At 41.3% G+C, this 24615-nt stretch carries 30 protein-coding genes and 1 tRNA gene; 13 read left to right on the top strand and 18 right to left on the bottom strand.

Annotated features, from left to right (window positions below):
* The first annotated feature begins 8 nt into the window (after positions 1-8).
* Positions 9-908: a type IX secretion system ring subunit PorN/GldN gene (gene porN, locus DDV96_RS01360; RefSeq protein WP_116692937.1), complete on the top strand. Its 900-nt coding sequence runs from the start codon at positions 9-11 to the stop codon at positions 906-908.
* 93 nt (positions 909-1001) lie between these two features.
* On the opposite strand, the gene DDV96_RS01355 is transcribed toward porN, so the two are convergent.
* The 4 genes from DDV96_RS01355 to DDV96_RS01340 form a co-directional block, all read right to left on the bottom strand.
* The gene (locus DDV96_RS01355; RefSeq protein WP_116692936.1) at positions 1002-1193 is read right to left on the bottom strand and encodes a hypothetical protein; all 192 of its coding nucleotides are present in this window, start codon (positions 1191-1193) and stop codon (positions 1002-1004) included.
* A gap of 75 nt (positions 1194-1268) precedes the next feature.
* Positions 1269-2549, bottom strand: a complete 1281-nt coding sequence (locus tag DDV96_RS01350; protein WP_116692935.1) for a metal-dependent hydrolase family protein — start codon at positions 2547-2549, stop codon at positions 1269-1271.
* Positions 2550-2809: 260 nt separating this feature from the next.
* The gene (gene galE, locus DDV96_RS01345) at positions 2810-3838 is read right to left on the bottom strand and encodes a UDP-glucose 4-epimerase GalE (protein WP_116692934.1); all 1029 of its coding nucleotides are present in this window, start codon (positions 3836-3838) and stop codon (positions 2810-2812) included.
* Positions 3835-4995 carry a DegT/DnrJ/EryC1/StrS family aminotransferase gene (locus DDV96_RS01340; protein WP_116693188.1) on the bottom strand — a complete coding sequence of 387 codons (1161 nt, stop codon included), beginning with the start codon at positions 4993-4995 and terminating at the stop codon, positions 3835-3837. The genes galE and DDV96_RS01340 overlap by 4 nt, the downstream gene beginning before the upstream one ends.
* Positions 4996-5185: 190 nt before the next feature.
* Here DDV96_RS01340 and surE point away from each other — a divergent pair, with 190 nt between their 5' ends.
* From surE to DDV96_RS01320, 4 genes are all read left to right on the top strand, one after another.
* A complete protein-coding gene (surE, locus tag DDV96_RS01335; RefSeq protein WP_116692933.1) occupies positions 5186-5965 on the top strand; it encodes a 5'/3'-nucleotidase SurE in 780 nt (259 codons plus the stop codon).
* The gene (locus DDV96_RS01330) at positions 5962-6249 is read left to right on the top strand and encodes a hypothetical protein (protein ID WP_165805938.1); all 288 of its coding nucleotides are present in this window, start codon (positions 5962-5964) and stop codon (positions 6247-6249) included. Before surE ends, DDV96_RS01330 begins: the two co-directional genes overlap by 4 nt.
* A 118-nt stretch (positions 6250-6367) precedes the next feature.
* Positions 6368-7489: a lipid-A-disaccharide synthase gene (gene lpxB / locus DDV96_RS01325; protein ID WP_116692932.1), complete on the top strand. Its 1122-nt coding sequence runs from the start codon at positions 6368-6370 to the stop codon at positions 7487-7489.
* Between the two features lie 34 nt (positions 7490-7523).
* The gene (locus DDV96_RS01320) at positions 7524-8030 is read left to right on the top strand and encodes a C40 family peptidase (RefSeq protein WP_116692931.1); all 507 of its coding nucleotides are present in this window, start codon (positions 7524-7526) and stop codon (positions 8028-8030) included.
* A gap of 114 nt (positions 8031-8144) precedes the next feature.
* On the opposite strand, the gene DDV96_RS01315 is transcribed toward DDV96_RS01320, so the two are convergent.
* Both DDV96_RS01315 and DDV96_RS01310 read right to left on the bottom strand, forming a co-directional pair.
* Positions 8145-8435 (bottom strand): type II toxin-antitoxin system RelE/ParE family toxin, encoded by a 291-nt coding sequence (locus tag DDV96_RS01315; protein ID WP_116692930.1) that lies wholly within the window; start codon positions 8433-8435, stop codon positions 8145-8147.
* Positions 8422-8679, bottom strand: coding sequence for a type II toxin-antitoxin system ParD family antitoxin (locus tag DDV96_RS01310; protein WP_116692929.1), 258 nt, complete (start codon positions 8677-8679; stop codon positions 8422-8424). Before DDV96_RS01310 ends, DDV96_RS01315 begins: the two co-directional genes overlap by 14 nt.
* Positions 8680-8991: 312 nt before the next feature.
* Here DDV96_RS01310 and DDV96_RS01305 point away from each other — a divergent pair, with 312 nt between their 5' ends.
* The 5 genes from DDV96_RS01305 to DDV96_RS01280 all read left to right on the top strand — a co-directional run bounded on the left by DDV96_RS01305 (position 8992) and on the right by DDV96_RS01280 (position 12937).
* Entirely contained in the window at positions 8992-9540 is a 549-nt protein-coding gene (locus DDV96_RS01305) for a hypothetical protein (protein ID WP_116692928.1), read from the top strand.
* A gap of 174 nt (positions 9541-9714) precedes the next feature.
* The gene (locus DDV96_RS01300) at positions 9715-10479 is read left to right on the top strand and encodes a LytR/AlgR family response regulator transcription factor (RefSeq protein WP_116692927.1); all 765 of its coding nucleotides are present in this window, start codon (positions 9715-9717) and stop codon (positions 10477-10479) included.
* Entirely contained in the window at positions 10479-11588 is a 1110-nt protein-coding gene (locus tag DDV96_RS01295) for a sensor histidine kinase (protein ID WP_116692926.1), read from the top strand. The genes DDV96_RS01300 and DDV96_RS01295 overlap by 1 nt, the downstream gene beginning before the upstream one ends.
* A gap of 132 nt (positions 11589-11720) precedes the next feature.
* Positions 11721-12083, top strand: a complete 363-nt coding sequence (locus DDV96_RS01290; RefSeq protein WP_240607653.1) for a hypothetical protein — start codon at positions 11721-11723, stop codon at positions 12081-12083.
* Positions 12084-12310: 227 nt separating this feature from the next.
* Entirely contained in the window at positions 12311-12937 is a 627-nt protein-coding gene (locus DDV96_RS01280; protein WP_116692924.1) for a TlpA family protein disulfide reductase, read from the top strand.
* A gap of 249 nt (positions 12938-13186) precedes the next feature.
* On the opposite strand, the gene DDV96_RS01275 is transcribed toward DDV96_RS01280, so the two are convergent.
* Positions 13187-13259 (bottom strand) — tRNA-Met (locus tag DDV96_RS01275).
* Between the two features lie 225 nt (positions 13260-13484).
* Between DDV96_RS01275 and DDV96_RS01270 the strand changes: the two genes are divergently transcribed.
* Complete coding sequence (locus tag DDV96_RS01270) at positions 13485-14933, top strand: AsmA family protein (protein ID WP_133240796.1); 1449 nt, start codon at positions 13485-13487, stop codon at positions 14931-14933.
* Here the strand turns inward: DDV96_RS01270 and DDV96_RS01265 are convergent.
* Genes DDV96_RS01265 through DDV96_RS01255 form a run of 3 tightly spaced genes read right to left on the bottom strand, consistent with a single transcriptional unit; the run spans position 14930 to position 17497 of the window.
* Positions 14930-15289, bottom strand: a complete 360-nt coding sequence (locus DDV96_RS01265; RefSeq protein ID WP_116692922.1) for a SpoIIAA family protein — start codon at positions 15287-15289, stop codon at positions 14930-14932. The two genes, DDV96_RS01270 and DDV96_RS01265, sit on opposite strands and share 4 nt — an antisense overlap.
* A 39-nt stretch (positions 15290-15328) precedes the next feature.
* Positions 15329-15508 carry a CPXCG motif-containing cysteine-rich protein gene (locus DDV96_RS01260; protein ID WP_116692921.1) on the bottom strand — a complete coding sequence of 60 codons (180 nt, stop codon included), beginning with the start codon at positions 15506-15508 and terminating at the stop codon, positions 15329-15331.
* 51 nt (positions 15509-15559) lie between these two features.
* Complete coding sequence (locus tag DDV96_RS01255) at positions 15560-17497, bottom strand: ABC transporter ATP-binding protein (RefSeq protein WP_116692920.1); 1938 nt, start codon at positions 17495-17497, stop codon at positions 15560-15562.
* A gap of 104 nt (positions 17498-17601) precedes the next feature.
* Between DDV96_RS01255 and DDV96_RS01250 the strand changes: the two genes are divergently transcribed.
* Complete coding sequence (locus DDV96_RS01250) at positions 17602-17982, top strand: DUF983 domain-containing protein (RefSeq protein ID WP_116692919.1); 381 nt, start codon at positions 17602-17604, stop codon at positions 17980-17982.
* Here DDV96_RS01250 and DDV96_RS01245 read toward each other — a convergent pair.
* From DDV96_RS01245 to DDV96_RS01220, 6 genes are all read right to left on the bottom strand, one after another.
* Positions 17979-19022 carry an NAD(P)/FAD-dependent oxidoreductase gene (locus DDV96_RS01245; protein ID WP_116692918.1) on the bottom strand — a complete coding sequence of 348 codons (1044 nt, stop codon included), beginning with the start codon at positions 19020-19022 and terminating at the stop codon, positions 17979-17981. The two genes, DDV96_RS01250 and DDV96_RS01245, sit on opposite strands and share 4 nt — an antisense overlap.
* A gap of 159 nt (positions 19023-19181) precedes the next feature.
* The gene (gene fabD / locus DDV96_RS01240) at positions 19182-20063 is read right to left on the bottom strand and encodes an ACP S-malonyltransferase (RefSeq protein WP_116692917.1); all 882 of its coding nucleotides are present in this window, start codon (positions 20061-20063) and stop codon (positions 19182-19184) included.
* Positions 20064-20138: 75 nt separating this feature from the next.
* Positions 20139-20642 (bottom strand): pyridoxamine 5'-phosphate oxidase family protein, encoded by a 504-nt coding sequence (locus DDV96_RS01235; protein WP_116692916.1) that lies wholly within the window; start codon positions 20640-20642, stop codon positions 20139-20141.
* Positions 20643-20807: 165 nt separating this feature from the next.
* Positions 20808-21650 (bottom strand): fructosamine kinase family protein, encoded by an 843-nt coding sequence (locus DDV96_RS01230; protein WP_116692915.1) that lies wholly within the window; start codon positions 21648-21650, stop codon positions 20808-20810.
* Between the two features lie 2 nt (positions 21651-21652).
* The gene (locus tag DDV96_RS01225) at positions 21653-22135 is read right to left on the bottom strand and encodes a dihydrofolate reductase (protein WP_116692914.1); all 483 of its coding nucleotides are present in this window, start codon (positions 22133-22135) and stop codon (positions 21653-21655) included.
* Positions 22132-22581 (bottom strand): 2TM domain-containing protein, encoded by a 450-nt coding sequence (locus DDV96_RS01220; RefSeq protein ID WP_116692913.1) that lies wholly within the window; start codon positions 22579-22581, stop codon positions 22132-22134. Before DDV96_RS01220 ends, DDV96_RS01225 begins: the two co-directional genes overlap by 4 nt.
* A gap of 60 nt (positions 22582-22641) precedes the next feature.
* On the opposite strand from DDV96_RS01220, the gene DDV96_RS01215 reads away from it, so the two are divergent.
* Positions 22642-23718 carry an aminotransferase class V-fold PLP-dependent enzyme gene (locus tag DDV96_RS01215; RefSeq protein ID WP_116692912.1) on the top strand — a complete coding sequence of 359 codons (1077 nt, stop codon included), beginning with the start codon at positions 22642-22644 and terminating at the stop codon, positions 23716-23718.
* On the opposite strand, the gene DDV96_RS01210 is transcribed toward DDV96_RS01215, so the two are convergent.
* Both DDV96_RS01210 and DDV96_RS01205 read right to left on the bottom strand, forming a co-directional pair.
* A complete protein-coding gene (locus DDV96_RS01210; RefSeq protein ID WP_206073993.1) occupies positions 23719-24000 on the bottom strand; it encodes a DUF427 domain-containing protein in 282 nt (93 codons plus the stop codon).
* Positions 24001-24088: 88 nt separating this feature from the next.
* Entirely contained in the window at positions 24089-24607 is a 519-nt protein-coding gene (locus DDV96_RS01205) for a DUF3124 domain-containing protein (protein WP_116693186.1), read from the bottom strand.
* Between the last annotated feature and the right edge of the window lie 8 nt (positions 24608-24615).

Here is a 24615-nt window from a genome sequence, read left to right as displayed (position 1 = left end):
TAAAGACTATGAACAATAAAAATGTTATTACGGCGGTTTTTGGCCTTGTCATGTGTTTTGGTGCCTCGGCACAGGTAAACATATTGAATGCCGAGACCCCGGAGGATATAGGCAAAAAGACCGAGGCGCAAATTGCCTATGATAATGATGAGCCTTTACCCTACGGTTATGTAGATGAACGCGATGTACTGTGGTCTAAAGCCGTTTGGGAAATCATTGACCTGGACGAACGGGTAAACTTTCCGTTGTATTACCCTATCGACACCAATAACATTGGTTCAGAACGTCGGTCTTTGTACGATGTGCTGGTTACTGCCATTAAAAACGGTGAAATAGAGCACGTGTATGCAGATTCCTATTTTACTGAAAAAAGAACCTTGGACGATCTTAGCGCCTCATTGGTATATAGCGACACAACCGACCTTGGTATTGAGCAGTTCAATGCCGAAGGGAAAGTGGACGAACAGTACATTCGTAAATTCACCTTAGATGCCGGTGATCTCGAAGAATGGAGAATTCGTGGCCTTTGGTACATCGATAAGCGCCAGGGCGAATTGAAGTACCGTTTGTTGGGCATTTGCCCAGTTGCAAACGAAGCCCGTTCGAAAGCATTCCCAGACGATAACATCGACAGTAAAGTTGAATTGTTCTGGGTATGGTTCCCCGGTGCACGGGAAGTGTTGCACAACGCAAAAGCTTTTAACCGAAAAAACACCTCGCAACCCATATCGTACGACCATTTATTGAACTCAAGGCGTTTTGATGGCCTTATCTATAAGGAAGATAACGTACAGGGCGACCGTGGCGTACGCGACTACATAAACGACAATGCTCTAATGCAATTGTTGGAGTCTGACCGTATTGAAGAGAAAATACGCAACATGGAAATAGACCTTTGGAACTATTAAGAAATCCAATAAAACTAGTCTAGTAGTATTGATATTAAAAAACCCTCCAGTTTTAGGAGGGTTTTTTTAGTTTATAGGGTTATGTATAAGGCTTTAAGCCTTGATCTGGCAATCTTCGCAATCCTTTACTTTGCCGTAATAGGTCTCACGGTATTTGTGTATGGTTTTAAACGGAATGTTTAAAAACCGCTTTTTTACATAGATCACTTTGGCAGTAAACATGCCCATTTTTTGGGTAAATCGTTTTTCACTCTTTGTTTTTCGTTTCACTGAAACTAATTTCATCACTTTGTTTTAAAGTTAGTGTACAAAGAAACAAAGACTTACGGTTTTATGCAAGTATGCTTTGTTAAACATAGATTAATCCTTTTCAACGATGCCTTCTTTCATAACAAAAACAACGTTTTCCATCGTTTTTATGTTTTGGGTGGGATCATCCTTAACGGCAATGATATCGGCTAAGTAACCAGGCTGCAATTGTCCTAGGTTGCTTTCTTGGCCTAATAACTTGGCACTGGTTATCGTTGCTGACTGTAATGCTTCTATAGCCGGCATTCCGGCCTCGACCATATAACCAAATTCTTTTCCGTTGTCGCCGTGTGGGAACACGCCAGCATCGGTGCCAAAAGCAATAGAGACACCTTTTTTATAGGCCCGTCTAAACATGTCTTGAATTTGAGACCCTATTTCTAATGCCTTTGGGACAATAATTGCCGGATAGTACCCGTCCACTTTTGCTTTCTCGGCTACATATTTTCCTGCACTTATGGTAGGTACTAAATAAGCATCGTGCTGTTTCATTAATTCCATGGTTTCGTTGCTCATCAATGTCCCGTGCTCTATGGTTTTTACTCCAGCCCTAATGGCACGTTGCATTCCATCATCGCCATGGGCGTGGGCGGCCACTTGCATATCGTAATCTTGGGCTGTTGTAACAATAGCTTTAATTTCCTCTTCGGTAAACTGTGGGTTTTTACTGTTCTTGGCAACGCTTAACACCCCGCCGGTAGCTGTGATTTTTATCCAGTCGGCACCGTTTTTATAGCGTTGCCTAACGGCTTTTTTGGCATCGTCCGTGCCGTTGACCACGCCTTCTTTAGGTCCCGGATCGTCCATTAAGTTGCGTTTTCGGCCATTGGTAGGATCGGCGTGCCCGCCGGTGGTGCCCAATGCTTTTTCGGCAGTGAAAATTCTTGGACCTGTAATTTTTCCGTTGTTTACGGCATTCCGTAATGCAACGTTAACACCGCTTCCGCCCAAATCGCGAACCGTGGTAAAACCAGCCATCAACGTTTTATAGGCGTATCCTACAGCGTTAAGGGCCACATCGGCCTCGTTTAAGGTGAAAGGTTTCAGGTAATTATCGGGACTGGTTTCCCCTTCCAAATGTACGTGCATATCAATCAAGCCGGGCAGGACGGTCTTGTCTTTTAAATCGATGGTGGTGTCTTGCTCGTTTTTGGCGGTTAGATAACCGTTTTCAATGGCTTCAATTTTAGTTCCTGAAACGATAATGGTTTTCTGGCTCAGCACCTTTTCATTTTTCACATCAACCAATTTGCCACAGTGCAAATAGGTTTTTTGGGCTAAACTTCCGAAAGAAATAAAGAGAACAGTAAGTAAGATGTAAAAGTTTTTCATCATAGGGTGTAATTTGAGTGTTTATTTTTTAAAACGATTCTATCATGGATGTCGAAAGTAAATAAGATGTTAAATTTCAACAAAAACTGGCGCAGGACTGAAAGACTTATGATTCATAATATTTGCTACTTAACAGGTTAATAACAATATTAATAAATAAATGCGTAAGAAATTCAATAAACTTATCTTACGTCTAATGCTGTCTTTAGTCAAAAATTTTAATACAACTCAAATTTAGGGTACACCCTTCAAAACGATAGTTAAATCACTTTTTTACTGCGAACTTTTTGTTCCCATTTCCAGGCAGATGCCAAAGCTTCTTCCAACGATTTTTCGGCTTTCCAACCCAGAACCTCATGGGCTTTCTGTGTGTCGGCATAAACGGCCGTTACATCGCCTGGACGCCTATCTACTACTTTATAATTCAAGTTTTTCCCGGTTACTGCTTCAAAAGTATTTATGATTTCAAAAACAGAGCTTCCCGCTCCGGTACCAATATTGAATAACTCAAAATTAGTGTTGTTTTTATTGTTCAAAAGCCGCTGCATGGCTATGACATGCGCTTTGGCCAAATCGACCACGTGAATGTAATCGCGAATGCAACTTCCATCGGGAGTATCGTAATCATCTCCAAAAACAGATAACTGTTCCCTAATGCCAGCTGCCGTTTGTGTAATAAACGGAACTAAATTTTGGGGAACACCAATTGGCAATTCCCCTATTTCAGCACTTTTATGGGCGCCAATGGGGTTAAAATACCGCAAGGCGATCGCTTTTATTTCAGAAATGGAACATACATCATTTAAGATTTCCTCGCTTATTTGTTTAGTGTTTCCGTAGGGGGACATGGCCTTTTTTACGGGTGCTGTTTCGGTGATGGGCAACGAGTCGGGTTCGCCATATACCGTGCACGACGAACTGAAAATAATATTGTTGATGCTATGAGCCTTGCATTCCTGCAATAGATAAACAAGGGTGTTCAAGTTGTTTTCATAATACAACAAGGGGTTTTCCACGCTTTCACCAACGGCTTTACTCGCCGCAAAATGAATCACCCCGTCCAGATCGTTATGGGTTTTGAAAAATTCGGTGACATCGGCTTTGTTGCGAAGGTCCAAGCGCTCAAAAGCAGGAGCTTGACCGGTAATATTGGTGATACCACCCAAAACATCCAAAGAGGAGTTGGACAGGTTATCGATAACCACGACCTCAAATCCGGTGTTTTGAAGTGCTACAACAGTATGGGAGCCAATGTAGCCCAATCCTCCGGTTACGACTATTTTTTTCATGATTTTGTTATAAAGTTGATGAGTGTTTTGGTAATGAAGGCAATTTGCTCGTCATCCAGTTCGGTGTGCATGGGGAGTGAGATTACTTCGTTCACCAGTTGGTTGGTGACCGGAAAATCGGCTTCGTTATAACGGTCGTCCTTATAAGCTTTTTGAAGGTGCAGTGGAATAGGATAGTATACCCCGCACGGGATTCCGTTATCGTTTAAATGTTTTACTAATGCATCCCTATCGGTACCTAAAACCCGAAGCGTATATTGATGGAACACGTGGCAATCACACACCTCGCAAACCGAATTTTCGGCTTCGCAATACCCAGTGGGTATCACGATATTTTGAATGCCTTTCAATGCTTTTGAATAAGCCCTTGCGGCATTTCTACGGGCGGCATTATAGGCATCGAGCTTTGGTAATTTTGCTCGTAATACGGCAGCTTGAATGGAATCCAAACGCGAATTCACCCCAACCACATCGTGATGGTAGCGAACGTACATTCCGTGGTTTACAATGCCACGGATGGTATGGGCCAAATCGTCATCATTGGTAAAAATAGCACCGCCATCCCCATAACAGCCTAAATTTTTTGAAGGGAAAAACGAGGTAGAACCTACATGCCCAATAGTCCCAGTTTTTGTTTTGGTGCCGTCTTTTGAAGTATAGGTGCCACCAATGGCCTGTGCATTGTCCTCAATAACGTATAGATTATGAGCCTCGGAAATTTTCATGATTTCCTCCATATTGGCAGCAAGACCAAACAAATGAACCGGGACAATAGCCTTGGTCTTTGGCGTAATGGCTTTTTTAATGGCTTCCACGTCAATATTGAAACTAACGGGGTCTACATCGACCAAAACGGGGGTCAGGCCTAACAACGCAATGACTTCTACGGTAGCCGCAAAGGTAAAATCGGCCGTGATTACTTCGTCGCCGGGTTTTAATCCAAGCCCCATCATGGCAATTTGCAGCGCATCGGTACCGTTGGCACAGGGTATCACGTGTTTTACGTCTAAATAGGCTTCCAGTTCTTCCTGAAACTTATGAACTTCCGGCCCGTTGATGAATGCAGTGGAGGCTATTACATCCCGCATCGATTGATCTACTTGTTCTTTGATATCTTGATATTGGCCTTTAAGATCGACCATTTGAATTTTTCGCATACTGTTTTTTGAAGGGATTGTTTCATCAAAATTACGAAAATTGAATTCGGGGTGCAATGTTATTGTCCATTCAATTAAAGCGCAATGCGTTTCTGAAAAAATCAATGAGTGTAAGGTTTCAGAAAAATGAAGCACTTCAACAACCAAACCCAACGGTAAAATTGTATTTTTGCAGCCATAAATTGTAGCAATGGCAAAGAAAAAACCACTTATTTTAGTTACGAACGACGATGGGATAACCGCTCCGGGCATACGGGCACTTATTGAGGTAATGAACACCTTGGGCGACGTGTGTGTCGTGGCTCCAGATTCGCCCCAAAGTGGCATGGGACACGCCATTACCATAAACGACACCTTGTACTGCGATACGGTTAAAGTGCGGGAGAAAGAGCCGCAGCAAGAGTATAGTAGCAGCGGCACGCCGGTGGACTGTGTAAAATTGGCCGTAAATGAAATTTTAAAACGCAAACCTGACCTCTGCGTGAGCGGCGTAAACCACGGGAGCAACTCGTCCATCAACGTGATTTACAGCGGGACTATGAGTGCGGCGGTCGAGGCCGGTACCCTAGGCATTCCTTCCATTGGCTTTTCGCTGTTGGATTATTCTTTGGAGGCCGATTTTGAACCTACCAAAAAGTTTATAAAAACCATTGCCGAAGAAACCTTGAAAAACGGCTTGCCCAAAGGAGTGGTCTTGAATGTGAATATTCCCAAGCTGCCGGCATCTAAATTAAAAGGCATAAAAGTATGCCGACAAGCCAATGCCCATTGGGAGGAGCAGTTCGATAAGCGTGTTAATCCGTTAGGGCGCGAATATTACTGGCTTACTGGAGAATTTGTAAACGAGGACAAAGGCGAAGATACCGACGAGTGGGCCTTGGCAAACGGTTTTGTTTCGGTCGTGCCCGTGCAATTCGACCTTACGGCCCACCACGCCATACAAGATTTAAATACCTGGAAATTGTCATGAGCAAAATGGGCAAAGAAATTATAGTTGGGTTTTTAATTGGGGTGTTCGCCAACCTTGCAGGAAGCTATCTGTACATCTATTTTTTCTCAAAAGAAACACTGGAGAAAACCATCCAATATTCCATTGAACAGGATGTATTGGGCAACATCATCGCTTTGGGTGCTATTTTAAATTTATGTGCCTTCTTTATCCTCTTGAAGAAAAATAAAATGTATCGCGCCAGGGGTGTTGTTTTAGCTACGGTTTTGGCGGCTTTGGTGATTTTAATTTCAAAATTCTTATAACAGAAATAGATTGTGCTGGAACAGCGTTCTGAAACCAAATTGCAACACCTATCCTTAAAAAGTTGCAATTAAAGCCCTATTTTTGTTTCTGAAGCTATTTCCGAAGTACTTAAAAATCATGAAATACTACCTCATAGCAGGCGAAGCTTCCGGCGATTTGCACGGGGCCAATTTAATGAAAGCGTTGCAGGTTCACGATCCTGAAGCGGACTTTCGGTTTTGGGGTGGCGATTTAATGGAAGCTGTTGGCGGAACGCTCGTAAAACACTACCGCGACCTTGCATTTATGGGCTTTGTAGAGGTGCTTTTTAACCTGCGTACCATATTGAAGAACATTTCATTCTGTAAAAAAGACATTGAAGCTTACCGGCCCGATGCCATCATCTTTATCGATTATCCGGGATTTAACCTGCGTATCGCAAAATGGGCCAAACAACACGGGTTTGTCACACATTATTATATTTCGCCACAAATATGGGCGTGGAAAGAAAACCGTATAAAAAGCATTAAGCGCGATGTGGATTTTATGTACGTGATCCTTCCGTTTGAAAAAGAATTCTACGAAAAAAAGCACGGCTTTCCTGTTCATTTTGTGGGACATCCCTTAATCGATGAAATAGCCCAGCGCAAGCAGGTAATTCCTGCTTCTTTTAAAGAAGAAAACGGATTGGACGAACGCCCTATCATCGCGTTGCTCCCCGGAAGCAGAAAGCAGGAGATTTCAAAAATGCTGAAAGTGATGCTGAGCGTAGTGGGGGATTTTACCGAATTTCAGTTCGTCATTGCCGGTGCCCCCAGTCAAGAAGCCTCTTTTTATGCCCCATTTCTAAAAAAGCAGAATGTGCACCTGTTGCTCAATAAAACGTACGATCTGTTGAGCATTTCGCACGCTGCCTTGGTGACTTCGGGCACGGCCACACTGGAAACGGCTTTATATAAAGTGCCGCAGGTGGTTTGTTATAAAGGGAGCCGTATTTCGTATGAAATCGCCAAGCGGGTGATAAACCTAAGCTACATTTCGTTGGTGAATTTGATCTTGGACAAGGAAGTGGTGACCGAACTCATTCAAACCGACTTCAACACCAAGCGTTTAAAAAAGGAGTTGAATAAAATATTGGACGAATACAACCGCGCCGTACTGTTTTTGGACTATTACGACTTAGAGCAAAAACTGGGAGGTAAAGGTGCCAGCGAGAAAACGGCCCAATTGATAATTGCTGAAACAAAAAATAAAACCTGAAAAAATAAGTTATAGGTATTGAAACACGACCGTTATGAAAAAAATCATCCTTCTTTCATTCCTCGCCCTGGCACTTATTTCTTGCGGAAGTTCCCGAAACGTGTCGAAAAAAAGAAATACAGTGCGGACCATTTCGCATAAAAACCATTCGGTTGCGCCAAAAGCCCAGAACATCATTGAATATGCCAAATCTTTTGAAGGCACACGCTATAAATTTGGCGGTACTACAAAAAGAGGGATGGATTGCTCTGGGTTGGTCTATACTTCGTTTAAAAATGAAAATATTGCCTTGCCCCGGGTTTCGCGCGATATGGCCAAACAGGGAAAACGCATTTCATTACGGGAGGTGGAAGAAGGCGATTTGCTTTTTTTTCAAACCAATAAAAGCCGCAGGGTTATTAATCATGTTGGGTTGGTGGTGGAATCGCGAAAAGGCGCGGTTAAATTTATACACTCCACAACGTCCAGAGGGGTGATTGTTTCTTCGCTCAATGAACGGTATTGGAACAATGCCTTTGTTGAAGTGCGGAGGGTTATTTGAGATGGGCATGAAGGTTCGCAAACTAAAATCTATTTTGAAATTTTTTGAGTTACCTTAGCTCCTAATCATTTTGATTTTAAAAACTTATCTTTTCATGCGATCTTTTTGGAACAGTTAAATATGTCTTGGGTAATCCATTGACTGTCCCAAAATGCGAACAATAAATACACCGTCGTCTGTGATCCTGTAAAAAATGGTATGTGCTTTATAAACAAAACGTAATAGGGAAGGAGCAAACTCCGAAGCATCCCTTCCTAACTCGGCATTGTTGGATAGCGTTTGAAAATGGTGGTGCATGCCAGTAACGTATTTTTGAGCCTGAAGCAAACCAAAAGTCGCTATCCCATGTTCATAAAGTTCTGCGATGTCCAAATCGGCTTTTATAGAGAGTCTATAGACGCCCATTTTCACGCATTTTCTTTTCAACTTCTTTCATGATCTCTGGAATGGCTCTTTCGCTAATTCCACTGTCAATTCCTTTTTCTATTTCCGATTTTAAAGCTGAAAATTTAGCGTTTTGTGCTTGGTCGCGGCGTACGAGGTCCCGCAAATATTCGCTGTCATTTGTAAAATCACCTGCTTCAATCTGCGTTTTGATCCACTTATTTTGTTGTTCTGTGAACGTAACTGTTTTTCTAACGGTAGCCATAACCAATTTTATGTTTAAATATTAATACTATTGGTGTAAATATACGATAATGGGTGAATACTCGCAAAAAAAATAACCTAAAAATGATCTTTTTAGCTTATTTAAGCCTTTACAGAGTCAACTTAGTTGTTCAGGTAAAATGCACAAAAGCACGCCACATCAAAATAAATAAATTTCATGATAAAAAATTGGGCGTTCACATCATTTATCGATAATGAACCTGCTTCTCTCGTAATTTAGTTGCTGTAAAATAGTATTGTACAATCATTTACAAGCTTTAAAAAACCTTTTTTAACCTTAAACTTTTTTATAATGAAAACGTTAATAATTAGTGCAATTTTATGTTTAAGTGCCACCATCTTAAGCGCACAGGAAATTATGTTGGACGCCACTGAGTTGACGTATGTTCCGCTCAGCAAATCGATCTCTCAAAAAGGGGAAAACTTGACCTATAAAGTGCAAGAACGCTTTAATGGCCAGTTTGCAGAAAACCCCATTGCCTTTATGAATGCCCATTTCAATATCCATAAGGTTATTGCGGCTTCGGCAAACAAGAATTTTGACACGTACTTGGTTACCTTTAAGAGCAACAACGGGTATTTGCAGGCAGATTTTGACAATGAAGGGAAACTCCTTAAAACCTATCAAAAATTCAAAGACGTGGTATTGCCATTGGCCTTGCGGCAGCAAATGCACGAGACCTATAAGGGATGGACCTTGGTAAAAACCAAATATGCCGCTAAAACCAAAGGCGACTTGCTGGTAAAGGCAACTTACCGGGCAAAACTCAAAAATGGCAATGAAAGGCAAAACCTGAAATTCGACGCCGTGGACCAAGGTATTGGTGTTGCGGTAAATTGAACACACCAAATAAGGAACACCGCCCAAAAGAGGCCATTGGCACTACCCTGCTAATGGCCTTATATGGGTTTTTTGGACGACCAGCGTACGATAACGCTTTTAGTTTAAGGGTGGAAAATACATTTCAGGCCGATAAACATATAGCAAATAAAAGAATTTCAGTAATTTAACAGAATGAAAGCACTGGTAATAGACGATGAAGAACTGGCCCGGAAAAGGGTGGTTTCCTTATTGGGAAAAGTCCCTGAAATAGAGGTGAGCGGGGAATGTTCCAATGGGAAATCGGCCATTTCAGCAATAAATTCCCAACACCCAGACCTTATTTTCTTGGACATCAATATGAAGGATATGAATGGTTTTGAGGTGCTGCAACATGTAAAAGCAGCTTCAAAACCCATCGTTATTTTTGTAACCGCTTACGATAATTATGCGTTGAAGGCTTTTGATGTGGATGCATTCGATTTCTTACTGAAACCATTTAAAGATGAACGTTTTTTCAGAACGATCGACAAGGTGTTGAACATTTCAAAAGCTGAAGCCAATTCCTATTTTGAAAAACGCATCATTGAGCTGTTCAACCTATATAAACAGCAATCTAATAAAGAAAGCAATCAATTTAAATTACCGGTCAAGCAAGGCAACAAAACAGTGCTGTTAAATCCGGAGCACATTGTCTGCATACAGGCATCGGGGTGTTATGCTGAAATTTTCACGGGCGATAAAAAGTACGTGCTTCGGGAGTCGCTTACCAACTTGTGCGATATTTTGGACAGCAACATCTTTTTACGGGTTCATAGATCGAGTATCGTTAACATTAGCCACGTTAAGGAAATAGTACATTCAGGGTTTTCTGAAATCGATGCCCGGATGACCAATGAAAAATTAGTGCACATCAGTAAATCACATAAAGGGACATTTCTTGAAAAAATAGGTATATAATGAAACATTCCATTTTAAATAACAAATACATCGATTTAAAGCTGGTGCTTCTGTTGGCGGGGTTTTATGCGCTTTTTGATTTAGTGCTGATCGTAAAAACGGCCTACATGATGTCTTTTGAAATGGAAAAAATGGACCATTTTTCCTGGAAAGCCTTTTTGGTCGATAACCTGTTGTTCGATTTTATCATCGTAGTAGGCTATATGACGCTAATCGCGATAAGCACCAAACGGTTTTTAAGGAAAAACTATTCGTGGGTCAAGATCATTTCTACCCATATCCTTTTTTCGCTTTTAATTGGACTGGTCATACGGTTGTTGTTCGACTTTTATTTAATGGTAATAGGTAAACTGCGTTTGGCCGAATATGATTTTGAGGGAAGTATTTACAGGTTCATGTACGTGATCGATTTAAATTTTTTGATCTATTTTGCCATGGTTTTTATGATCTACACTTATTACTATGTAAAAGAAGTGAAAAAAGCCGAAAAAAAGCATGGAAAACTGGAAGTGCAATTGGTAAACACCCGAATGAAAATGCTGTCTTCCCAGCTTCAACCACACTTTTTGTTCAATACATTAAACTCCATAGCCGTGTTGACCGATCTCGACGCCGCCAAAGCCAAAGACACCATAGCCGATCTCAGTGATTTTCTCAGGGAAATACTCTATGACAACGAAAGCAATAGAATCCCTCTTAAAAAAGAATTGCGCATCATGGACCATTACCTGAACATTATAAAAGTTAGGTTTTCAGAACATTTGATTGTCACCAAGGATATAGACAAGGGCCTGTTGTCCAAAATGGTTCCTAGCTTGTTGTTGCAGCCTATACTTGAAAATTCCATAAAGCACGGCTACAACTACGACCACACCGATTTAAAGGTGCATATTGAAATAAAATCCCACAATGAGCGGCTGCTTATTAAAATTGAAAACGATGGGGCGCCATTAATTAAAAAGCACCACCTTTTGTTGAACGATGGAGTAGGGCTGGCCAACATCAATGATAGGTTGCGCAACTTGTACGGCGACAATTATTTTTTTGAAATACGGAATAAAGATGATGGAAAAGGGGTTGAGACGGTTATTGAGATTCCTATGGAATAACTTAAGATAATCACCGTGGCGACGGTTTTCAGGAATACCATTTGCTCGCATAGTTTTAGGCAATATTTAACACCCTAAAGTAACGCAGGTTACAAACTACATAACAATAATTGTATATGTTTGTAATCGATTGTGAAAAGCAAAACCTACATAGCGGCGCTGTTAGCTTGCATCTTTTTAGCTAAATTCTTGGCCATTGATGCCAATGGGTTGAATGTTTTATTCAGTGAAAGCAACATCACTTTTGTAAACCCACATTGCAAAACCAAAAACCCTCCAACGGAAAGCAATAAAACAGCTGATTTTTTGAAAGCTGATCTTTCAGCCCCCCAATTTATGGCATTAAACGGTTTTTGTGCCTCGCAATTTCAACTGCAACTTTTTACATGGAATGTCCATATTTCAGAACCTATAGCCGTGTTTGACGAACATTTTTCTTCAAGGCTTAGATACCTGTATTTGGACAACGCCTCTCCGCCACCTCGTTTGGCATAATACTGACTTCAAAAAAATATAAAGACGGTGCTGCTGCAGTAGATTCTTGTACCTAAACAGTACGGTGAGTGGATTTATTGCAGTTAGACACCGCACAAAAGTACCCAAAGAAACGAAGATTGTGGACCATGGAGTTTTATACAACTTTCAACTTCAAAAAAAAGGCTATAAGAGCATAAGCCTGTAATTAAAAAAACTAAAATTATTAATATCAAAAATCATAGAAAATGAAAACTAAGAAAAATAAACAACAAAAGAAATCGTGGCTAACCTATGGGGTACTTGCTGTAGGAGCCATTATCCTATATACAACAGGATTGCATGCTGAAGTTGTTGGTTTTGCCCAACGCGGTTTGCTCGCAACGGGATTGATGAATCCAGATGTGAAGGAAATTGTCCAAAACGACACGAATAATGAAAACCAGGCTGCGTCAAGGCCAAATTTGACCAAAGCAGATTTTAACTTTAAATTGATAGATAGGGAAGGAAACACCAAGTCGTTGGCCGAATTAAAGGGCAAGGTGATTTTCATGAATGTTTGGGCTACATGGTGCCCACCTTGTGTAGCCGAGATGCCTAGTATTGACAAGCTACACGAAGAAATGGGCGATGAGGTGGCTTTTGTCATGCTTTCTATGGACCGCAATTTTGAAACAGCTAAAAAATTCGATAAACAAAAGGGCTACAATTTGCCTATCTATGCCCCGGCAGGCAACATTCCGTCCATGTATCAATCCCCGGCTATCCCTACCACTTATGTAATCGATGCCAAAGGTAATCTGGCATTGACACACAAGGGAATGGCCGATTACAATGATCCAGAATTTAAAAAATTCCTCAACAGTCTAAAATAAGTTTGTGGGAAAAAACAGAGCGGCCTTTAGGGGTTGCTCTGCTTTCTTTTATCTGAGGCCAAAATGCAGAATAGGTGTTCTTGCATTTCACAACACTAATAAGATTAACGGGATAACTGTCGTTTTCTGCTAGTAGCTGCATTCGAGTTTCTTCAAGTCACGCCTTGCTCAAGGCAGTCTTCTCGCACCATTATAAACCCATACCAATAAAAAAAAGCCACAACACTTAAGTTATGGCTTTCAATTTAGTAGCGGGAACAGGACTCGAACCTGTGACCTTCGGGTTATGAGCCCGACGAGCTACCTACTGCTCTATCCCGCGATATGGACGGCAAAGATACAAAGTATTTTTAATATAACAAGCGGTTGCTCCATGAAATTTAACAGCTTTTCATAAATGTTTCGACTTCAAGATTGTGTTTTGTATTTTTAGGTGATGACAAAAAGAACCCGAATTGTTTTAATCGTCTTAGTTTCGACAATACTTATTGTCGTTGGCAGTATTGTGGCGATAAATTTTTTTCTGAAAAACAAAGTAGAAACCTTCTTGGAAACACGATTACCGGACACCATTGTCCAGTCGTACGACGATCTTAAGCTCGATATTTACGAAGGCACGTTGACGCTCATTAACCCTGCCGTGCAAATCATCAACAAAGATGACGGCAAAACACACACGGACATTTCAGTAAAAAAACTGGTAATCGACGATATTAGCTATTGGGACTATTTGTTCAAACATAAAATCCACATTGATGAATTGTTGATTGATAAACCAAATATTGTTTATTATAAAAACAGGTTAAAACATGATCAAGACAGTACAAATTCAGGTATTATAAAAATAAACAGGCCTGTTTTTCTGGACCGTCTAAAAATCGAAGACGCCACGGTGCGTATTTTTGATGGAACAAAAGACTCCCTAATGCTTTATACCGATCAACTTTCTGTTGAGGTAGATTCCATCACGACCAATAAAAAGCTAATCACAAATAGGATGCCGGTTGCTTTTGGTGCCTATAGCGCCCAAACAGATTCTGTTTTTGTGAAAGTAAGCGCTTATGAAAATACCACGATAAAAAACCTTCGGTTGGAAGACAAAAACTTAGAGGTTTCAGGCATTCATTTATATACAAAATATTCCCGTGCCCAACACGCCCGGATGATTTCCGTAGAACGAGATCATTTTAATTTGAAAATCGATTCCATTTCGGTAAAACAGCTCGATTTTGGCTTTAACAACAGAACCCTTTTCATCACCAGCAATGAAATGGCCTTGCAAAATCCGTTTTTGGATATTTTCCGAAACAAGTTGGTGGCAGACGATAAAACTATAAAACCTTTGTACAGCAAAATGCTACGGACGCTACCGTTTCAGCTAACCTTGGATTCCTTGAAAATAAACCAAGCCGGCATTGTCTATACCGAAAAGGTAAAAAAAGAAAACAAAGGTGGAACCATCAATTTCAAAAACTTAAACGCTTCCATAAGCAATGTTAGCAACACCTACACCGCCCCTAAAAAGACAAAAATTGATATAGATGCCGTTTTTATGGAAAACACGCCATTTACGGCAACATGGAGCTTTGATGTAAACAACACTAACGATGCGTTTCTTTTTAAAGCCGATGTGGGAAGTTTACAAGCAGACCACATAAATAGTTTTACCGTGCCAAACCTTAAGGTAGAATTGGAGGGCGAAGCCAATAAAACCTATTTTACCATTGATGGCAATAACACTACATCGCAGGTAGATTTAAAGATCAATTACGATCACTTTAAAGTTGCTGTATTGAATAAAAAGGGGACTAAAAAAAATAATTTTTTATCGGCAATTGCCAATATTTTTATTTCAAAGGACAGCGATAAAAGCAATGAGGGATTCAGAAAAGGATCGGGCAATGTTTCCCGCGATAAAACTAAATCGTTTTTTAATTATTTGTGGCTCAACGTTGAAAAAGGATTGAAAAGCAGTTTAACCGGCGGTAAAAATTAAGGGTATTGCGCAATCCACGACATGGCTTGTATCCGTTCTTCTGAAGAGAAATTCTGAAATTCAGAATCCGTGAAAAAATCATACAGGTCGCCGCATCGTTTTAGCCATTGGCGGTCGCATACCAACGCTACTTTGTTAAACCGGTTGCCGTGTTTTATCTTAAACGACAGCTCTTCCACCAATGCAGGCAATGAAAAAGATTCGATCCCCGTATCTTCAATGTACAGGTTGATGGTCTCAAATTGCGCTAACTTTTCATTGATGGCTTCAATAAAATTGTCAACGGTTTTCTTATTGAAAGTGCCTTCAATAAGAAATCCAACGGTAGTGTCCGAAAAGCTGAAATTTGAAATCATCTTTAACCATGTTGAATGGTTATTAAAGATACAAAAATATTACTGCTCCAAATTTTCTGCTGAAAAAGAAATCAACTCGCCCTGACGGAATTTTACCGAAATTTCTATCGGGTTGCAACAAATTTCGCAATCTTCCACATAAGTAGTGGATACCGAAGGGTCCAGAAGCATGGAAATTTCCTCCCAGCAATACGGACATTGAAAAAAGTGTTCGAACATCGTATTGTTTTTAAACCTTTCCAGCGATCAAAACGCTTGAAGGATTGGGTTTTATGATAATGCCGCTATATTTTCGTGCAACGCTTCCCATTCATCCATTAAACTGTTCAGTTTTTTCTTTTTGGCTTGGTAGTCATCAAAAAAGTTGGGCTTGGCGATGGTTTCGTCATAATTTATGGCGAGTTCCACATCGATTTCCTTCAATTCCTTTTCCAGTTTGCTTATTTTGCTTTCAACTTTGCTCAGTTTGTTTTGAAGGGACTTCAACTTTTTTTGCTGTTCGTAACTTTCTTTTCCAGAACCATTTTTTTTTTGGTCTTTTTCGCGCTCGCCGGCCGTTGATTTTTTGATGACCGTTCGTTTTTCGGCTTCGCGCATATTTTCAAGGTTGCGTTGCTCTAAAAAGTAGTCAATATCGCCTAGGTACTCCTTTATTTTTTGGTCTTTGAACTCATAGATTTTATCGGTCATACCTTGAAGAAAATCCCTGTCGTGCGAGACCAGTAACAACGTGCCATCAAACCGTTTTAAAGCATCTTTCAATACGTTTTTAGACTGTATGTCCAAGTGGTTGGTGGGCTCGTCCATAACTAGGACGTTGAATGGTTCCAACAGCAATTTTGCCAAGGCCAAACGGTTGCGTTCGCCACCTGAGAGCACGCGCACGTATTTGTCAACCTCTTCGCCCCGAAATAGAAAAGCGCCCAAAATATCCCTCACGCGCGGTCTGCTTTTCATATCGGCCGCATCGATCATCGTTTCCTCCACGGTTTTAGAGCCGTCCAAATACTCAGCTTGGTTTTGCGCAAAATACCCTATTTGTACGTTGTGCCCCAACTTTAGTTTTCCTTGGTGCTCAATTTCGCCCACAATTATTTTGGCCAATGTAGATTTGCCTTGCCCGTTTTGCCCAACAAACGCAATTTTACTGTCGCGGTCTACTTTTAGGTCTATATGGTTCAGCACTTGGTTATCGCCGTATTTTTTTGAAATGTCCTCGGCCTCGATCACTACTTTTCCGGGCGTTACCGAAACGGGAAACGATAGGCTCATGGTTGCATTGTCGGTTTCATCTACCTCAATGCGGTCCATTTTATCCAGTTTCTTGATGAGCGATTGGGCCATGGTGGCCTTGCTGGCTTTGGCGCGGAACTTTTCAATTAGTTTTTCGGTATTCTCTATCTGTTTTTGCTGGTTTTTTTGCGCTGCAAGCTGCTGTTCGCGAAGTTCGGCCCGTTGTACCAAGTACTTGGAATAAGGGTGGTTGTAATCGTATATTTTTCCAAGGGAAATTTCAATCGTTCTATTGGTCACGTGGTCTAAAAACATTTTATCGTGCGACACCACCACAACGGCTCCGGGATAGCCGTTTAAAAATTCTTCTAACCATAAAATAGATTCAATGTCCAAGTGATTGGTAGGCTCATCCAGCAATAAGATATCATTGTTTTGTAGCAGTAGTTTTGCCAGTTCAATACGCATGCGCCAACCACCGGAAAACGTATCGGTAGGTTTGTTGAAATCTTCCCGTTTAAACCCCAGGCCCTGTAAAATGCGTTCGGTCTCGCCTTGATAGTTGTACCCGCCGTGTATTTCGTATTGGTGTTGCACATCGTTTAAATCGACCATTAACTGGTGGTAGCTGTCGCTTTCATAATCGGTGCGTTCAGCCAATTGGGTATTGATGTGTTCTAACTTTCGCTCCAATTCCTTGATTTCAGAAAAAGCCTCGTACGATTCTTCCAGCACCGTTCTTCCTTTGGTAAAATCAATGTCCTGTTTTAAAAAACCGATGGTTACTTCTTTATCGGTGGCTATTTGGCCTTCGTCGTATTCCTGTTCCTTTGCGATAATACGGAGCAAGGTTGATTTGCCCGCACCATTTTTACCCACCAAACCAACGCGGTCGCCCGGCGTGAGTTGGAAAGTGATTTTTTCAAACAGGTATTCCCCTTGAAATGAAACAGAAAGATTGTGGACGTTGAGCATATATGTGACTATTGTGACGATAAACTTGTGCAAAGATGCTTAAATTTGCAACGCAAAAAAAATGAACCTGTTTTTCAATTAAAAGTTACCCGACAATTCGGGAAATGATTATGAAAGGTACCAAACTATACAGCATTTTAACCGGCACTTGCCCTGTTTGCCATACGGGAAGTATGTATAAAAACAAAAACCCCTATGTGCTCACTAAAGCGTTGGATATGTACGAACACTGCCCTCATTGCGGCACAAAATTTAAAATAGAGCCCTCTTTTTTCTATGGCGCTATGTATGTGAGTTATGCGGTGGGTGTAGCATTTGCGGTGGCCGCTTTTATTATTGCATACTTTTTTATCGGTTTGGGGCGCTTGAACACTTTTTTTGCGATTACAGGGACATTGATTGTTTTTTTTCCGATAATCCTACGGTTGTCCCGAAATATTTGGATTAATTTTTTCCTGAAATATGATCCGGATAAAGCCGATTAATTTTTAAAACGGGCCAAGTTTACTTCATAAGGAAGGCTTTTGTTATTTTCTGAATAATCGAACAACCACTGCGCCAAGAGTGGTGCCATTAAAATTCCTCGAGTACCCAGACCATTCAAAAATAAGAGGTTTTCGTGTTCCAAATTGCCCAACAGCGGTTTGCGGTCTTTTACCGTGGGACGCACGCCCGCTACTTGATCTACGATTTCATAATGGCAAGAAATCATTTTTTCCAATTTTGAAGCAAGAACCTTTCGCGCTTCTTCGGTTGTGTTTTTGCTGAAATCGTCGCGACTGTACGTTGCGCCCACTTTATATGTGTCATTGCCAAACGGAATGATGAACAACGGTCCTTTTAAAATCGCATCACACTTTAATTTAGGTGCCTTAATGATGAGGTATTCGCCTTTATTGCCCACAAAATTGTCCGTTGGGAAAAATGGGTTTTTAACGACGGAAGCTCCTTCGGCAAAAACGATTTTTTTAGCTGAAACATCCTTATAAGACACTCCCCTTCCTTGTAAATGAAGGTGTTCATGTTCAAATTCTTCCGTGATTAGTTCATCGTTTTTTTGAAGCAGCTCGCGATAGCTTTCAATCATTTTTGAAGGAATGATTCTGCCGCATTGCAGTACTTTTCCAAAGCCATAAGGCGCTTTTATGGATGGGTTTTCATTTTTTATGATTTCCGAAGAAAGAAAAGGGGAGAGGGCTTTTTTGTCGCTGCTTACCAACCAATCGTTTTGCTCTTCAATATTGTTTAATACCCGATAAATGGGTGTTTTTTCCAAAATGTGAAGCTGGAGTCTTTCTGAAACAGCATGGTAAAAGGGAATGGCTTTCTGTAAAAAAGCGTCTCCCTTCCAGACGGCAGTAAACCTTTTTAAAACCACCGGATTAAAAACGCCGCCCGAGACTAAAGTAGAGTGATTGCTCCCAGTATCATACACCACAAAGCTTTTATTGTGTTTTTGCAGGGTTTCACAAAAAGCGATTCCCGCCATTCCAAGGCCAACTACTATGTAATCTACGTGTTTCATAAATTTGTGAACAGTGAATTTTTAATCTTGTGACGTTTCAAATCCGAGAATGAAATGGCTTGGTTAAGCGCGCTCGAAGGTAGATGAAGGTAATCAAATAGTTCTCGACCGCGCCTGTCTGCCGACAAAGGCAGGCTCGAACAAGCAGAAAGTAGTTTATTAAATTTCGGCTTTCTCAGTAGCCTGCGAGCGATCGATTTTTTTGACCAAGCCTTGCAATACGTTGCCGGGGCCTACCTCAATAAAGGTGTCCGCGCCATCTTTTATCATGTTTTGCACACTTTGGGTCCATTTTACCGGAGCGGTCAATTGAAAGATGAGGTTTTTCTTTATTTCTTCGGGGTCGGTAACGGCAAATGTGCTCACGTTTTGATACACTGGGCAAATGGGCCTTGAAAAAAAGGTATGTTCAATGGCGGCGGCCAGTTCTTCTCGAGCGGGTTCCATAAGCGGGCTGTGGAATGCCCCACCTACGGGCAACATTAAGGCACGGCGTGCCCCCGCTTCTTTCAAGGCTTCGCAAGCGGCTTCAACTGCAGCGGTTTCGCCAGAAATAACCAGTTGTCCAGGGCAGTTGTAATTTGCCGCGACCACCGTACCGTCAACATCGGCGCAGATGGCTTCTACCACATGGTCTTCAAGGCCCAAAACGGCAGCCATGGTCGATGGTTTTACTTCACAGGCATTTTGCATGGCCTGCGCCCGTCGGGAAACTAAAATCAAAGCATCTTCAAAAGCCAAAGCTTTGTTGGCTACCAAGGCCGAGAATTCGCCCAAGGAATGTCCCGCAACCATATCGGGCTTAAAGTTGTCGCCCATAACGGTTGCCAAAATGGTCGAGTGCAAGAAAATGGCAGGCTGGGTTACGTTGGTTTGTTTCAGTTCTTCAGCAGAACCTTGAAACATGATTTCTGAAATGTTGAAGCCCAATAATTCGTCAGCGCGTGCGAACAATTGCTTTGCTTTATCTGAAGTTTCATATAAATCTTTTCCCATTCCCGGGAATTGCGCTCCCTGTCCGGGAAATACATATGCTTTCATAGTTGGTTGTTTTTATACTGTAAAAGTAAAAATAAAAATCCCCTTAGCATAAATTGAAAAGGGGATTGTTATAGGTTATCGTAAATCCATCTTGCCAGAAGTGCCAATATCTTTGTCGTCGCCCGTTACTGCCGCTGCTTGTAATTTGAGAAAGGTAACCAGTTTGTTGTTGTTATTGTCCCAGTACGCCGCTTCTTTAGGATAAAATTTTATGGCGGTTAAGTTAGGGTCCTCAGCCCCGTCAAACCATGCGTTGTCTTTTTTATTGTACAGTTCGTCCAAAACGGCTTGATCGGTTATTATTTCGGCAAGGCCATATACGCTCAAAAATTTCATGGCGTTGGGATCGCTGTACAACAACTGGATTTCAGGTTTTTTGAGCAGATCGTTGTTATGGTCGCTGTCATTTCGGCTTAAAAACCAAATGTTGCCTTCTTTGTCCACTTCCTTAGTGTGCATGGGTACAACACTTAAAGGCTGCTCACCCAGTTGAGTGGCAAACATAGCCACTCTAATGTCGGTTACCATAGCCTTCAATTTCTTTTTTGCTTCGTCTTTGGTTATGTGTTCAGTGCTCATATCTTTTTCTTTTCAAGGTACGGGTTTTGAGCGTGTTGGAACGTCAATTTTTTATTAAAGTAATGCAATTGTATGTTAATATCTTCCCCCAACCTCTCCAAAGAAGCGTAGTGCGTATTTACTCTTCCCTTTGGGGTAGGTGGAGATCTTTAATTGAAAGCAATCTTATTGATATTTTTTTACAATGCTTTGCACTCGGGATAGATAGCCCGATCCAAAAAGATTAAGATGAACCAATAGATAATACAGTTGCCACAATGGTGTCCGTTGTTTCCAACCTTCTTTTAAGGGGAAGCGTTCATGATAGTGAGGGAAAACTGTTTCTGAGAATCCGCCAAATAATTGCATCATCGCCAAATCCATTTCGCGTGGGGCAAAGGAAACGGCGGGATCGATTAAAGTGGGAGCACTATTTTCAGAAACCATATAATTGCCTCCCCACAGATCACCGTGTATGAGCGACGACGGCTCATTCGGGATTTCTGAAAGAATGTTTTTATAGAAGCTGTTTAGGTTATGAAAACCGAAACCGCGGTCTTTTGCCATTTTAAACTGAGGTTCCAAACGTTGGTTGATGTAAAAGTCGGCTGCCGAATGTTCTTTTCCGTTATACTGTGGAAGACTGCCGATATAATTGTTATGGTCCAGCCCAAATTTAGCTTGAGTGGTTTTGTGCAGTTTGGATAGGTTGCTGGCAAATTGCTCCCAAAAACCGGTAATGGGCATACTTTCTTTAATATGCTTCAACAGTAAATAAGAGGTGTTTTCAATAATGCCAAGACCAATCACCGAAGGGATTTTAAAGCTTTTTGAAGCGCGCAGCAAATCCAACCCTTTTGCTTCGGCCTCAAACATTCCGGGAAATTCATTGGCATCATTTGTTTTGGCCACAACGTATTTTGAAGCACATTTCAGCAAAAACACTTCGTTGATGTCCCCTCCTGAAAGTGGTTTGCTTTCAAGCAAACTCAAGTCATTTTCTGAAGCTATTTTAGTAAGGATATCCAAATCTACTTGCGTTCGTAGGTTAGGTAGGAAAAAGCATAGTTGTGTTTTTCGTCTTTTTCGTGTTTAATCTCAGCGACCAGTTGCCATTGCGCTTCGGGTATTTCAGGAAAATACGTATCGGCTTCAAAAGTGCCGTGAACCCTTGTAAGTTCTATTTTATCGGCAACGTCCATGGCCATCTTATAAATTTCGCCTCCCCCTATAACAAACGCTTGTGGATCGTTTTGTGCTTTTAGTAAGGCTTCGTCCAAGCTGTGAACGACCAAAGCCCCCTCTTTATGGTAGAGCAAATTTCGGGTAATAACCAAGTGGGTGCGGTTGGGCAATGGTTTGGGGAACGATTCAAAGGTTTTGCGCCCCATGATAATGTGGTGGCCCGTGGTGAGTTTTTTAAACCGTTTAAAATCGTCCGGCAAATGCCAGACCAAGCCGTTGTCTTTACCCAGTTCGTTGTTCTCGCCTGCTGCAGCTATTAAAGTGATCATTGTACGTCTGGAGGTAAGGGGTTGTTGTCTTTTTTTTCAGAAAGTGGCGGTGGGTTTTGTACTTCTTTTTTCTTGGGCAGTGGCAAATCAGCATCCACCTGTTTTTGAAGCTGTTTTATGCGTTCGGCTTGTTTGGCTTTTAGTTTTTCCAATTGGCGGTCTTCCCATTCTTTTCCCATAAACTTGCTCATGACAAAAACATTGAATAGGTGAATTAACAGGATAAATGCCCAGATTATGACAATCCAAACAGACCAGTCAGGAAAAAGAATAGGATTATCCCGAAGAACTCCATATTCAATTGCCAAGACTAAGATGGCCCCGGCCAAGAAAAAAATGAAATGCCGCATGACATTCTTTTTCTGTTTAATGCGCCTACGGGCATACTCGTACTGTTCGCGTTGTTCGCGGTCGATTTTTTCGGTTTTTTTCGATTTTGAAAACATAGATGGTTACTTTTATGTCTAAAGTAAAAATACCTAATTTTAATTGTTTAATCCAACTCGATGCCAGATTTTAAAAAACACTTCCCTGCCCTGCAAGAATGCACCTATTTAAATACCCCTGCGTCGGGGCTGCTTCCAGCACCTGTTTATGCATGGCGGAAAGCCCAAGAAGACCAATTCTTTAAGCACGGGAACGATTATGCCCAGACCATCGAAACCTTAAACGATGTACGGAAAACACTTGGCCGGTTCTTCCATGCTTCGGAAACAGATATTGCCTTGGTGCCCAATTTTTCGCTGGGATTGAACATGTTGCTGGAAGGGTTGCCGCAGCAACAGAAAATCCTGTTGTTAAACGGTGATTATCCCTCTGTAAATTGGCCGGTGCACATGCGCGATTTCGATGTTTGTGTTGCAGAAACCACTGGAAATGTAGAGCATAATATCGAAGCTGCGGTGGCCAGGCATCATCCAACTGTATTTATATTCAGTGTGGTGCAATGGCTCAATGGTATAAAATTAGACCTTGGTTTTTTAGAAGAATTAAAAGCCTACCATCCCGATTTGCTGTTAATTGCCGATGGAACGCAATACTTAGGAACCGAACAATTTAACTTTCGGGATAGCCCATTGGATGTACTGGGTGCAAGTGCCTACAAATGGTTGCTTTCGGGATATGGCAATGGTTTTTTTCTGTTTAAGGAAACGATAAAAGAAGATGTTTTCCCTAGTGCCATTGGGTTTAATTCGGCTGCCGGTTTTGATAGCCGTCCCGAAGAAACCACCTTTGCCAAGCATTTTGAGCCCGGGCATTTGGATGCTTTTAACTTCGGAAGTTTGCAGCAGTCGCTTCAGTTTATGGAAACACTGGGCGTCGAGGCCATTCAAGATGAAATAGTGAAACTTTCCCAAAAAGCAAAGACGGCTTTTACAAAGGCTGGGCTTTTAAGTGAAACAGTTGCCAATAGGGAAATCCATTCATCTATTTTTAATTTAAAAGGCAATGACGCATTGTTTCAGAAATTAAAAAGCAATAACATTACCTGTTCCCAACGTGGTGGCGGCATTCGCGTGGGGTTTCATTTTTACAACACCGAAGAAGACTTGGAAATCTTTTTAAAAGCTTTACACGCTTGATTATTCGGTGATTTCAACTCCTTTCCAAAAAGCAACGTAGCCCTCAATAGACTTGGCGGCATGGGAAGCATCGGGGTAAAACCAAGCTGCATCGGGGTTTTGTTCGCCGTTCACTTCAATGTTATAATAGGAGGCTTGTCCTTTCCAAGGGCAATGGGTGTGCGATTCACTTTTTTTGAAATACTCCTTATTTATGCTGCTTGGCGGAAAATAATGATTGTTTTCAATAACGATGGTGTCATCGCTTTCGGCCAGTATGGTATGGTTCCAGATTGCTTTCATAATGTAATTTTTATTTTCACGGTGGTTTAAATACCATTTTTAAGATAAGCTGCGGTTACCTAAAATCACGCAACCGCCTTTTTCAACTTCATTCCTTACGAATACCGCGTGTGGTAAAGGAAAGGCCTTGCTGCCCTGCGGTTGAAATCATTACGGCTTCAAAAAAAGGTTCGGCTGTGTTTTTTTGCGTGGCCCAATCAAATATAAAATTGGCGCCGGTACCGCCGTCTTCATCTTCTTCTTCAACAACGATCTCGATGGTTTCCATAGGCTGCAAATACACTGGGTGGTCCAAGTACTGCCTAATTAATTTACCATAGGTGTTGTAATAATCGGCTTTGTAAATATAAATAGTATCCTGTAAACTGATGTTGCGTATGCTCACCGTTGCTGTGAGGTTGAAGGTAAAGCTCCTGTTTTGTTGGTAAATTTCCGAGTAGATGGGCAAGTAGGTACTGCCTTTGGTCAATAGGCTGTCAGGCGTGGTTAGGTCAATTTCCCTGCTTTCCCAATCGTGGGTAAGGTCTTTTCCTATTTTTTCTTTTTTTAAAGGATCTTCACAAGAAGTTAAAACAACTATAAGTGCTAAAAGGCTGAGGTATTTCATTGCTTTAT

The sequence above is a fragment of the Marixanthomonas spongiae genome, from assembly GCF_003095375.1.
Lineage (GTDB): Bacteria > Bacteroidota > Bacteroidia > Flavobacteriales > Flavobacteriaceae > Marixanthomonas > Marixanthomonas spongiae.
Note: the sequence above shows the minus strand (reverse complement) of the source record. Positions and strands in the feature narration are given on the sequence as shown.